Source organism: Telluria sp. ZB4P36, assembly GCF_059685865.1.
Map to the genome: position 1 here is coordinate 153,092 of NZ_JCASIE010000013.1, position 12,084 is coordinate 165,175.

Genomic DNA, 12,084 nt, shown 5'->3' on the forward strand with positions numbered 1-12,084 from the left:
TCATTGGATTCTCGCCCCCTCGGGCCGTCGTCCGGCAAGTAGAACGCCTACCGCAGGTGAATCTGCGCGCCTTCGTCCCCATTGCTTTCCATGAGACCCTCGCCGCCGATCCAATCGGCAAGCAGTGCAGCGCACGCGGCCGCCTGTTCCATCGGCGCCAGATGTCCGGCGTCTTCAATTCCTTCCAGGCGCGCGTGCCGCAGCAGCGCCGCCATGTCCTCCTGCAGTGGCCCCGGACACACGCGGTCGGCTTCGCCGTAAGCAACCAGGGCCGGTATGCGCAGCTCCGGCAGCAAGGACCAACTATCGGAACGGCCCGCCAAGGCTTCGAACTGTGCCTCCAGGATGGGGATTCCGAGCCGCTCCGCCATTGCCACTGCAGCGCCTTCGAGTTCCGGATAGTGTGCACAATCGCTGGTAAACCAAAACGGCGCCAGCAGGTCGCGGACGAGCGCGCCGATACCCTGCTGGCGCGCATAACGCAGCTGGGCGTCGCGGCTCGCCGCCCGCTCAGCTGTATCGGGGCCGGGGTTGACGCCGAAAAGGGCGATACCGCTGAGCCGTTCCGGGGCCTGGCGCGCCATCTCCAGGGCCACGATTCCCCCCATCGAGGATCCGATCGGCAACAACGGGCCGGGAAACGCACGCAGCACATCCGCAGCCATCGCGGCGATGCTGTCCGCCGCGCCGTAGTCGACGTGCTGGCAGGCGCCGTAGCACGACAGCAGCTGCGCGGATTCCTCCCAGACGCGTTCGTCGCACAGGGTCCCAGGCAAAAATACCAGGGATGGCCTCATCGCGGCGTGTCCGCAAGGAGCTCGACGTGGTCCGGACCGCCGATCACGACGAACAGCTCGCAAGCCTGGAGGGCTTCGAGTACGCGCGCCATGCCGGCCGGGACGGTAAACGTGTCGCCCGCCGCAAGCTCGACTTCGTCTCCCTGTGTATTTCGCCAGCGTACTTTCCCGGACTGAATCAGCAGCACTTCCGGGCCATTGCGGACATAGGCCGGTGTACGCTGTCCGACGTCCAGCGCGAGAAGGCGTACGCTGAAGTCGTGCGGTGCGGCGATGGCGGCAGGGGCGTAATCATTCTGTGCGATGATCGCATACTCGCGCGCGCCGTGCGCAGACATGGCGCCGCCTTCGAGCGGGCGCAGATCGCTTTTTGCGGCGACGTTGCGCCGCATCTCCGCATAGCTCGGCACACGGATATATGCAATTTCTTCGCGTGAGGATGGGCTGACTACCTTAGCGCCGGCCGGCACGCTCTCGCCCAGCGTGGTGTCGACCAGGCGTCCATCCTCAAGCAGCACCAGGCCATAAGCCTGCGCCTTTTCGATGACGTGCGGAGCCCAGTGTACGCGCCCCGGATCGTCACCGCCCAGGACCGCGAACATGAAGCCGGGCCCGACGCCGACGTTTTCGAAGCCGCGAAACACGCCGGTCGGGATGGAGATCGTGTCGCCCGGGGTAAGCAGCACGCTGCCGTCCTCCCCGTGCTCGCCCCAGAAGAAACGCCAGGTGCCGCTGTGAATCATGAAGACTTCTGCCGTCTCGTGGCTGTGCAGCGAATTGGTGCAGCGGGGCGGCTGGCGCGCCGCGCCGATGTTGAAGCCATGGGCGGTACGGATGTGGACGTGCTGCTGGGGGTTTTCCGCCACCCCGGGGCCGATGATGGTGAAATTTTCCTTTTGGTCGCTGCCGGGACTGCGGGCGTCGATGAAGGCGTTGGTACAGGGCCGCAGCTCGTCATAGCGGACGAGGCGGGCACGCAGGGGGGGGGGGAGGGCCAAGATAGTTCCTTTCAACTTAGCAAGCAAGAGGGCGTCCACCATCGACCGCGATCACGGTACCGGTGGAGAAAGTAAGGTGGGCGCTGGCGGCCACTACCGCACGTGCGACTTCGGCAGGGCAGGCCAGGCGTGCAAGCGGTGTGCGCGCGGCCTGCGCGTCGCGCCAGGCGGCGTCCATCCCGCGCACGAAGTCGGTGTCGACCAGGCCTGGCGCGACCGACAATACGCGGATCTCGGGAGCCAGTGCCCGCGCGAGAGACTTGGTCATGTTGTCGACAGCGGCCTTCGAGGCGCAATAGATGATATTGCTGCCGACGGCGGTCTGGGCCGCGATTGACGAGATGTTGACGATGACCCCGCCGCCGTCGCCTTCGAGAAGAGCGCGCAGGGCGCGTGCCATGGCGAAGGGCCCGCGCACATTCGTGGCGAGAATGTCGTCGATGAGCGCGTCGTCAAGGGCGTCGAGGTCGCCATGCTCGACGAAGCGGGTAGTGCCGGCGCAGTTGACGAGAACGTCCAGGCGGCCGAAACGGGCGCTCACGGTGTCGGCCAGCGTGCGCAGCGCATTGCTGTCGGTGACCGGCGCATGCACCGCCGCGTGGCCGCCTTCGACCGCCGGCAGCGTCGCTGCCAGCTCACCCGCGGCCGAGGCGGAGCGGTGGTAGCCTACCGCCACGCGCGCCCCTTCCGCCGCCAGTTCGGCGCAGATTGCCGCCCCGAGTCCTCCCGCGCCCCCGGTCACCAGCGCGACTTTGCCTTTGAGCGCGTTCATTTTTTCAGGCGCCGTACACGGATGTCGGCCTGTTCCTTGTGACCGGCGAAGTGTTCCAGCGCACATAAGCGCGAGCAGTATTCGCCGATCAGTACGGAGGCCTCGTCCGTCAGAATGCGCTGGTAAGTGTGGGTCTTGATAAATTTCCCCACCCACAAGCCGCCTGTGTAGCGTCCGGCGCGGTTGGTCGGCAGCGTGTGATTGGTGCCGATGACCTTATCGCCGTAGGAAACGTTGGTGCGGTGGCCCAGGAAGGCTGCTCCATAGTTGCTCATGCGCTGCAGGAACCAGTCCGGGTCGCGTGTCATGACCTGCACGTGTTCCGAGCAGATGCGTTCGGACTCGGCCAACATTTCTTCGTCGCTGTCGCACAAGATGATCTGGCCGTATTCGCGCCAGGCGACACTCGCCACATCGCGCGTCGACAAGCGCTCCAGCACCTTTTCGATCTGGCCAGGCAGCTCCTCCGCGATGCGCCTGCTGGTGGTGACGCACACCGCCGGCGAGTTCGGTCCATGTTCGGCCTGGCCCAGCAGGTCGACGGCGACCAGCTCGGCGTCGACCGAATCGTCGCAGATCACCATCGTTTCGGTAGGACCGGCGAACAGGTCGATACCTACCCGGCCGTACAGTTGGCGCTTCGCTTCGGCGACATAGGCATTGCCTGGCCCGACGATCATGTCTACCGGCTGTACGCTGTCAGTGCCGAGCGCCATCATGGCTACCGCCTGAACGCCGCCGACGACATAGATTTCATCAGCGCCTGCCATGGCCATCGCGGCCACGATGGCCGGTGCCGGTTTGCCCTCGTAGGGCGGGGCACAGGCGATAACGCGCTTGACGCCAGCCACTTTAGCGGTGAGAACGCCCATGTGAGCGGATGCCAGCAGTGGATATTTTCCGCCCGGTACGTAGCAGCCGACCGAATTCATCGGAATGTTCCGGTGACCCAGCACCACGCCGGGCAGGGTCTCCACCTCGACGTCGCGCATCGACATGAGCTGGATCTGCGCGAAGCGTTTGATTTGCGCTTGGGCGAAACGGATATCTTCGATGGCCTGGGCTGGCAAGGAGGCGATGCAGGCGTCGATTTCTTCTTGCGACAGACGCAGCGACGCTGGTGCCCATTTGTCGAATTTTTGCGAGTACTCGCGCACGGCGGCGTCGCCGCGTTGTTCGATGTCTTGCAGAATGGCTTCGACAGTACCGCGTACCTGGTTGTCGATCTGTTCCTTCTGGTCCGCGGTCTTACCCTCTTTGAGATAACTGATCATGATGCTGGCTCCGTGATGGTTGAGGTCTGAGATGGGTCGTGCAATAGCCGCATTATTCACCTGTTTGACTTCGAATGCAATCGGTCTTCGAAGATTTTTAGCAGGTGTGTCACTATCTTCTCGGGAAAGCGATCGATTTTTCGAGGCTTCGTGTGCATTCGAAGTCTTCGCTCTCTCGATTGATGTGTAGTAAGCCGACAGCATGGCGCCGGACGACAAGGCCGGATTTGGCGACCGCGACTTGTGTATCTGCATCGGCATCGACCGATCTGAAGGCGGGAGGGCGACATGCGCCGCTATGATTCCGATTCCTCCACTGGCGAGCAGCCTGAGTCCGTGCCGACCGCATTGTTCGACGTCGCCGCCGCCGCCGCGTCACGCTTGCGGAAGTTCCTGATCGGCAACTGCTGGCCGGTGAATTCATCGCTTTGGGCGATGCGCGGGGAGTTTCCTCGGCTCGCGCCGGTTCAGCAACATGTATGTGGTGGTTGTCGAGCGCCTTGCGTTTGGCAGCGGAGGCGGGCGCGCCGGCAGGGCGGCGCTGCGCTAGCGCGAAGAGGCTGCGCCGCGGGAGCGGCGCGATGCGGCGATAGGCTGCAAGCCGGTCGCGACTCTCGCCATGGACATGGCGAACTTTTAACGGCCAGGTCCAGGATAACTAGGTTTATCGACAAGGCCGCGTTGTGGATGCAGGCGCAGGCCTCTTCAAGCCACCTGGGCGGGGGTGAGTTTTCCGGCGAGGGCGCGAGCCCCGTCGAGCAGGAACTGCTGGTCGGACGCAAGCATGAACAGGGTCGCGCCATGCTGCCGCCACAGCGCGCAGTCTTCACCTGCCGGCACGAACATGCCCACGGTCTTGCCATGGCGCCGGCCGGCGGCGCAGATCTGCTCGACCGCGTCGACCACAACCGGATCCAGCGGACTTTCTGCGCCCAGAGACAAAGTCAGATCCATGCGCCCGACGAACAGGCAGTCGATTCCTTCGACAGCGGCGATGGCATCGAGATGGGGCAGGGCTTCCGCGTCCTCGATTTGGGCCACGACCGTGACGCTTGCGGCGCTGTCGCGCAAGTGTTGACTCATCGGCTTGGTGGTGTAGCCGGCCGCGCGGCTCGAGCCCGCGTAGCCGCGCCCTCCCTGCCTGTAGTGCGCCATCCGTACAATATCGGCTGCCTGCACGCCGTCGATGACGTGGGGGAGCACCACGCCTGTGGCGCCGGAGTCGAGCGCGCCCAGGATTTCCCCGGGGTCGCTGGTTCGCACCCGCACCAGCGACGGCATGTCGGCTGCACGGAATGCGGCGATGCAGCTGTCGAGCTCGAGTCTGCCGAAAGGGGCATGCTCGGCGTCGATGCAGACACATGCCAGCTGCGTGAGGCCCAGGACCTCGCATACGATGGGGGATGGGGTTTTCAGGAAGGTGCCCATCATGGCGTCGCCCTGGCGCAAACGAGCGCGGAAACTGCTGATCCTCATGCTTTCGCTCCTATGATGGCGGATTCGTCCGCCGGTCCGAGGCGGCAGGTGCCGCCCTCGATAAACTGTGCGCCGAACACCCGTTTTTCAGGCGACCAGTCGTGGTTGCCGATCAGCGAATGGAGCATCTCGACGGTGGCCTGTGCCATCTTCTGTACCGGCTGGCGCAGCGTCGTTATATTGTGGCTGAGCCAGGTGGACGGTTCGACCCCGTCGAAGCCGGCCACCGATAGGGCCCCGGGAACGTCGATGCCGAATTCATGGCGCGCCGCATCGACGCAGCCGATCGCCATGATGTCGTTGCCACAAATAATGGCCTCCGGAGCCTTGCCGCGCAGCCCGAGGAAGTGGCGCAAGCCGCGCACTCCGCTCTGGTAGTCATAGTCGCCAACATATACGGGAGGATCACGGAGGCCGAGCTCGAGGATCCGTTCGCGCGCCCCCCGGGTACGTTCCTGGCCGACCACCGAGTCCTTTGGCCCGCCGATAATGGCAAATCGCTTGAGGCCGGCTGCCGCCAGCCTGTTGACCAACAGGCGCGCGCCCTCGATCTGGTCGCACACGATGGCATTGACGGGCCGCTCCGCGAGCGTCCGATTGAACAGGACGAACGGGATGCCCCGCTGTTCGAACTCCAGCACATGGGCGGAAGACAGCCGGGTTGCGGCAATGACGCCGTCGACCGGATACTCCCAGACCTTTGAAATGGTCTTGTCGATGTCCGCTTCGTGCGGCACGGTAAACAGCAGTACGCGAATGCCGAGGCGGGCGAACTGCAGGCTCAGTTCGGAAAGCACTTCGGGATAGTACAGGTTGGTCAGGTTCGAAATAAGGACCGCTACCAGCTGCGAACGGCGCGTTATCAAGCCGCGTGCAAGCGCATTCGGTATGTAATTGAGTTCTTTGGCCGCCTTCGCGATGCGCGCGCGCGTTTCTGGGGAAACACTGGCGCCTTCCTTGAAGTGGCGCGAAACGGCCGATTGCGACACGCCCGCGCGCAAAGCGACATCGTAGGATGTGGCCCGCTTGCGCTTTTGCGCAGGCGCAGGTGCAAGAGCGTCGGCCCCGTTGTTTTTTTTGGTTGCCATCTGTGCGTGGTTGGCAGTTGCGATGTGTGAACTATACACGAATACGAACATGGAGCGCACCGTCTGTGCATCCGACTGCATCACAATCTATCCACAATGACGTCGCTTTCTCGCAGAGCGGCAGGCGCGATAGTGATGCGAATGGAGACGACTCAGCTGCGTTTACTGCACTTCGAATGCAAGAAACCTGGCTGAGTGCGGGCTCGTCGTGCTTCCTGACAATTCTGAGCGCGCATGGCATGTCGCCCAGGCCGCATCGGCGCTCACCTGCAATCGCAAGGGCTACTACGGCGCCGGGCGACTGGCGGCGTAACGCAGAACATGCTGGCGAAATAATTGACTTCGCATGCAAAGAGCGTCTATGATCGTGCAACCAGGTGGCGAAAAAGCCGGGAGCTCGCCCTGCTCGTGTGGTCGGCTCCGGCCAGTGCCGTGCAGCGGTGCCTGGTTCGTTTGCTTAAGCTAAAACATGCAGCACCGGCGGAACGCGGATCATCTTTTGGATTTCGTCAATTAGCTTGTGCCGGTGATCGACGAGAGCTGGAAGAAGCCGAGGGTTGGATGAATCTACGATATCCAGGATCCGCTAAAGGAAACGAATCGATCGGAGTTCATGCTAATGAATGATCATTGTCCTACCAAGGCAACACTGATGGCATTGTATGTCACTACCGCAATAATTTCGCTAAGAGTAGCATTCCTCTGACCCAGGAAGCGGACATTGAACCTGGGATGGCCTTACTTTTATTAAGATGATCTGGTAAGCGCCGCCATACGGTGCGCCTGACGCGGCTTAAATCTGGACTCCAACGGTTTCAGCACCTTGGAAAGCATGATCATGTCGGCTGATCTTGCCCTTCCGGATGTCGAACGACAACATGAGACTCGTCAGGAAACGCGCTGTCGGGGCATTCATCTATCCTACGTAACCACTAATAAAAATGAACGTTTCCAATCTGAAAATAAGAACGCGCCTGGCGATCGGTTTTGGCATGATGAATTTCCTAATGTTCATTTGCATCTTTATCGGGATCGTTATGCTCGGCAAGGTGCACGAGGGCACTGTCGGCATTGTGAAGAACAATGCACCGAAAATCACCCATGCCAACTCCGCTATCGATCAGACTAATGCGATCGCGATAGCACTGAGAACAATGACGATCAACAACGATAGCGAAGCCGACCGCAAAAGGCAGCTTGGCCACATCAGCGAAGCGCGCAAGATACTGCAGGAAAACCTCGCTTATTTGCGGCGGACGATACAGACGCCAAAGGGTAAAGAAGTCATGCAAAAAGTGCTGGATGCCGATGCAAGATTTGGTGTAAGTTCGGACCATCTGATCAGGTTGGTTGCGTCTGGTGCGGTGGAAGAAGCAAAGGCCTACCTTAATGCGGAATCACGCCCGCATTTACGGGCCTATAAGACAGTGCTGGATGAAATGATCGGGTTACAGATGGGACGTGTTCACCAGGCGAGCGCTGAAGTCACGGAAACCTACGAAACCAGCCGTCTCCTGTTACTCGCCGTGGGCGCAGGCGGCATGCTGTTCGCCGCTTTTACGGCCTACTGGATAACGCGTTCGATCACGCGGCCCTTGAACAAGGCGCTGGATCTGGCCAATACAGTTGCTTCAGGCGACTTGACCAGCCGCATTGACATCACGACTGGCGATGAAGCCGGTCAACTGCTGCAAGCCCTGAAGAACATGAACGAAAGCCTGGCGAGCATCGTGGTCGACGTGCGCAGCGGTACGGACGCCATCGCTACTGCGTCGCATGAGATCGCATCCGGCAACCTCGACTTGTCCTCGCGCACCGAGCAGCAGGCCGGCTCACTGGAAGAAACCGCATCGTCCATGGAGGAACTGACGTCGACGGTCAAGCAAAACGCGGACAATGCAAGGCAGGCAAACCAACTTGCATCGTCCACATTGGACGCAGCCGTCAGAGGCGGCATGGTGGTGGCGGAAGTGGTCGAAACAATGGGGGCGATAAATGACTCGTCGAACAAGATAGTCGACATCATCAGCGTGATCGACGCGATCGCATTCCAGACGAACATTCTCGCGTTAAACGCGGCGGTGGAAGCCGCACGCGCTGGCGAGCAAGGCCGTGGCTTTGCGGTCGTAGCTTCCGAGGTCCGCGTCCTGGCCCAGCGTAGCGCTACTGCAGCCAAGGAAATCAAATTGCTGATCGCGGATTCCGTGAGCAAGGTCGATATTGGAACCAAGCTGGTCGATCGTGCCGGTGCGTCGATGGACGAGATCGTGGAAAGCGTCAAGCGGGTCGCCGACATCATGAGTCAGATCGCAACTGCCAGCGCAGAGCAGACTGATGGTATCGAACAGGTGAACCAGGCCATCGGCCAGATGGATGAAGTCACGCAGCGCAATGCTGCACTGGTTGAGGAAGCGGCCGCCGCTGCAGAATCGCTGCAGGAGCAAGCCGCCAAGCTCGCGCAGGCAGTCAGTATTTTCAAGTTGGAGCGTATGGGCATGGCGGGATCGCCCGCGCCGAAAAGCATCAAGGTCCGCTCGCCATCGGTGCTTCCTTCAGCCGGAGACGCGGCACTTGGGCGCGTCACCGTCGGCATTGCAACACATGCTCGGAAAGTCCCGGTCTGCGCCAGTGACGCTTGATAGTAGTAACATGAGTCCGGTGCCCCCGCAATAAGTGCTAATGGTAAAATTCAAAATTACGGGAATAAAATAAAGAGCTCGTATTTGAAGCCACAATGTCAAGTCGATAGCATTCCTGTCGATGAATCAGATACGCTGTCAGCATCCTTTTTATCTGCCGTGAGAAGTAATTCTTGTATTCGTGATGCCAGCTCTTCGACGGTGAAGGGCTTAAGCAGTATATGAATATTGTGATCATTCATTCGATCGGTTAATGCAATGTTGCCGACATGGCCTGTAGTAAATAATATTTTCAAGTTCGGGTGTCGCTTCAATGCCTCGTCAACAAGTTCTCGTCCGTTCATGTCCGGCATTAGAACATCAGTGAGGAGAAGCTTAATTTCAGGATGGCGTGCAAGCGTTTGCAAGGCTGATGCGCCGCCTTCAGCAGAGAAGACGCGGTAGCCTAGACAAACCAGCATCTCTCCCAGAAGCAGCCGTACGCTGGCCTCGTCATCGGTGATAAGGACCGCCTCTGCGTTTCCGGTGACGAGTCCCGTCGGCTTATCATTTTCAACCAGTGGGATGAGTTTGCCGGTGTAGCGAGGCAAATACACTTCGACTGTAGTTCCTTGGACAACCAGGGAGTCGATTCTGACATGGCCCCCAGATTGGCGCGCGAACCCATATACCTGGCTTAATCCAAGTCCGGTACCGCGTCCTGCTTCTTTAGTCGTGAAGAAAGGATCAAATGCCTTTGAAATGACCTCGGGAGGCATTCCAGCACCGGAATCACGGATCGCAATCAGAATATAGTCACCTGGAGGGAGGTTTGCGGCGGTTGTGTCCCTGTCCGTAACTTCACAGTTGCGCGTCTCGATTGTCAGTTTCCCGCCCTGTTCCATTGCGTCACGCGCGTTGACCACAAGGTTCAAGATGGCATTTTCCAGCTGGCTTGAATCCACATAGGTCAGCCAGGAATCAGCGATTAGCACGGCATCATAAACAATAGCGCCGCCCAGCGAGTGTTTCAGTAGTGGCGACAAGCCTTCCACCAGTTGATTCACCAGGACAGGCCCCGGACACATCGGTTGTTGGCGTGAGAAAGCGAGAAGGCGCTTTGTCAGCTGCGACGCCCGAGTGGCGCCACCCTTGGCCAACTCTACATACTTTAAAATTGCCTGATCTTCGGAATTAAGACGACGGCGAATGAGTTCTAAAGCATTAGAGATGACGGAGAGCATGTTGTTAAAATCGTGCGCGATGCCTCCAGTTAGTTGTCCAACAGCCTCCATCTTTTGGGCTTGCCGTAACGCATTCTCAGTATTCAAACGTTGCTGCAGCTCATCTTCAACCCGGCGTTCAAGGGTCTCGTTCAAGTCGCGTAAAGCAATTTCTGCATGATAGCGATTGGTCACATCCTTGAATAACACAGCAACCTGCTTGCGCTCGGCAGGTTCGATTCGTAAGGCCGCCAATTCCAGGTAGCGCCCAGTCTGCTCGAGGTAGCGTTCGAATCGAATCGGTTTGCCGTTAAGCAGCACTTGCAAGTAAATTCCGATCCATGCTTCCGCTTCCAGCGGTGCCACCTCACGCATGCGCTTGCCAACGACATTGTCGATGCCCGCATTCGATGCGTAAGCGGGATTCGCCATGATATGCACAAAATCGCTCAGGCAGCCATGTGGTCCGTCAATGAATTCAATGACGCAGAACCCTTCGTCGATAGAGTTGAAAAGGGTGCGAAACAATCGTTCGCTCTCGCGCAGCGCTTCCTCCGCAGCCTTGCGCTCACTGATGTCACTTGCCGCCCCAATCCACTCCTTGATCTGCCCATGTTCATCCAGCATTGGAACGGCACGCGACAATGTCCACCCGATGCTCCCGTTCACACGCCAAACCCGATGTTCGAGCTGGAATATTCCCTTGCTTCGGATGGCAAGATTGATCGCCGTGCACACGCGTTCCTGCTCGTCCAGCGGAATATATTCATCGATCCACGTTCGGAAGGGCGATGCCGTATCTCTTATAAACCCGCGGCCGTCGAGCTCCCACATTTCGCTCCAGTCGGGGCTCATACGGTATACGATATCCGACGTCGCAATCGTTAATCCTCGATATCTGGCTAATACCTCAGTCAGCTCTTTTTGCTGCATCAGGCGGTGTTGGTCGGCCAAGATTTTTTCGGTTGTTTCGATCACGGTTGCCTTTACGCCCATGATCCTGCCTTCGTGATCGACGACCGGGCAATAATACAGGTCAAACCAACAATCCCGGATAACGCCGCCACGCATGAGCTTGAAACAGACGTCGCGGTAAACCTGGCCTTCCCCCCCAAGAACGGTTTTCAGCATCTTGCTATTGAAATCTGCGGCTTCTGGCCATGCATCAAGAAGGGGCATTCCCAGAACGCGGGGGTGCCGCTGGTCGCAGATCTCCGCATAGCCGGAATTATAGATAAGTATCGCTTTTTCACCGTAGGCTAGAGCACGGGGTGTTGGGTCCAGGAGGATTGAGTCGACCGAGCTGCGCAAAGCTTCTGGCCACTCAGAAATCGGCCCGAGTTCCGTCGAGCTCCAATCGTGCATACGAATCAGGTGTGCCATATCGCTGTCGCGAGCCGGCCAATTCTTGTTTTGCATTTTTCCGCTGACCTTATCTGGTCATCTCCGTAAAAGTGTCGGATTCAAAGCTGCTCGACTGTTACATCTTCGCACACATTATGCGTAACAATCCAGTGTCATCGAATCGTGTTCAATGGACGACAGCAGGTTTCTTGTTGTTTTATGCATTGAGCGTAGAAGCGCTCGCGATTCCTTTCGGTATTCGTCCGCCTATCAGCCGAGGACCGGCATTCCTTCCCGCCATAACGGTCATATTCGACAGGGTTGAAGTTCCTGTTGAAGTTTATGCTTGGCGCATGGAGGGCTTGTTCTCGGAAGAATGAGGTACTCTGATTTTTTCGGACACTCTTGTTTGGTAAAGTTCACCAACAGGAGCTTTTATGATGACATTGAAGAAGACGTACACCCCGGAACTCAAGGAAGAAGCCGTGAAGCTG

At 59.1% G+C, this 12,084-nt stretch carries 8 protein-coding genes; 1 reads left to right on the forward strand and 7 read right to left on the reverse strand.

Annotated features, from left to right (window positions below; genetic code table 11):
- Nucleotides 1-47: 47 nt before the first annotated feature.
- The 6 genes from AC56LK_RS17355 to AC56LK_RS17380 form a co-directional block, all read right to left on the reverse strand.
- Entirely contained in the window at nt 48-797 is a 750-nt protein-coding gene (locus AC56LK_RS17355) for an alpha/beta fold hydrolase (protein WP_497185728.1), read from the reverse strand.
- A complete protein-coding gene (locus AC56LK_RS17360) occupies nt 794-1,795 on the reverse strand; it encodes a cupin domain-containing protein (protein ID WP_497185729.1) in 1,002 nt (333 codons plus the stop codon). The genes AC56LK_RS17355 and AC56LK_RS17360 overlap by 4 nt, the downstream gene beginning before the upstream one ends.
- Before the next feature lie 16 nt (nt 1,796-1,811).
- A complete protein-coding gene (locus AC56LK_RS17365) occupies nt 1,812-2,567 on the reverse strand; it encodes an SDR family NAD(P)-dependent oxidoreductase (RefSeq protein WP_497185730.1) in 756 nt (251 codons plus the stop codon).
- Nucleotides 2,564-3,841 (reverse strand): histidinol dehydrogenase, encoded by a 1,278-nt coding sequence (gene hisD / locus AC56LK_RS17370; RefSeq protein ID WP_497185731.1) that lies wholly within the window; start codon nt 3,839-3,841, stop codon nt 2,564-2,566. The genes AC56LK_RS17365 and hisD overlap by 4 nt, the downstream gene beginning before the upstream one ends.
- A 705-nt stretch (nt 3,842-4,546) precedes the next feature.
- On the reverse strand, nt 4,547-5,317 hold the full coding sequence (locus AC56LK_RS17375; RefSeq protein ID WP_497185732.1) for an HpcH/HpaI aldolase family protein: 771 nt from the start codon (nt 5,315-5,317) through the stop codon (nt 4,547-4,549).
- Nucleotides 5,314-6,456, reverse strand: a complete 1,143-nt coding sequence (locus AC56LK_RS17380) for a LacI family DNA-binding transcriptional regulator (protein WP_497185733.1) — start codon at nt 6,454-6,456, stop codon at nt 5,314-5,316. Before AC56LK_RS17380 ends, AC56LK_RS17375 begins: the two co-directional genes overlap by 4 nt.
- An 890-nt stretch (nt 6,457-7,346) precedes the next feature.
- On the opposite strand from AC56LK_RS17380, the gene AC56LK_RS17385 reads away from it, so the two are divergent.
- A complete protein-coding gene (locus AC56LK_RS17385; RefSeq protein WP_497185734.1) occupies nt 7,347-9,044 on the forward strand; it encodes a methyl-accepting chemotaxis protein in 1,698 nt (565 codons plus the stop codon).
- 98 nt (nt 9,045-9,142) lie between these two features.
- On the opposite strand, the gene AC56LK_RS17390 is transcribed toward AC56LK_RS17385, so the two are convergent.
- Nucleotides 9,143-11,665, reverse strand: a complete 2,523-nt coding sequence (locus AC56LK_RS17390; RefSeq protein WP_497185735.1) for a hybrid sensor histidine kinase/response regulator — start codon at nt 11,663-11,665, stop codon at nt 9,143-9,145.
- Nucleotides 11,666-12,084 lie beyond the last annotated feature (419 nt).

What these genes read in the sequence shown, in the direction of transcription:
- AC56LK_RS17375 (WP_497185732.1), bottom strand. Translation starts at nt 5,317, where the DNA reads ATGAGGATCAGCAGTTTCCGCGCTCGTTTGCGCCAGGGCGACGCCATG.
- hisD (WP_497185731.1), bottom strand. Translation starts at nt 3,841, where the DNA reads ATGATCAGTTATCTCAAAGAGGGTAAGACCGCGGACCAGAAGGAACAG.
- AC56LK_RS17365 (WP_497185730.1), bottom strand. Translation starts at nt 2,567, where the DNA reads ATGAACGCGCTCAAAGGCAAAGTCGCGCTGGTGACCGGGGGCGCGGGA.
- AC56LK_RS17380 (WP_497185733.1), bottom strand. Translation starts at nt 6,456, where the DNA reads ATGTTCGTATTCGTGTATAGTTCACACATCGCAACTGCCAACCACGCA.
- AC56LK_RS17355 (WP_497185728.1), bottom strand. Translation starts at nt 797, where the DNA reads ATGAGGCCATCCCTGGTATTTTTGCCTGGGACCCTGTGCGACGAACGC.
- AC56LK_RS17385 (WP_497185734.1), top strand. Translation starts at nt 7,347, where the DNA reads ATGAACGTTTCCAATCTGAAAATAAGAACGCGCCTGGCGATCGGTTTT.
- AC56LK_RS17390 (WP_497185735.1), bottom strand. Translation starts at nt 11,665, where the DNA reads ATGCAAAACAAGAATTGGCCGGCTCGCGACAGCGATATGGCACACCTG.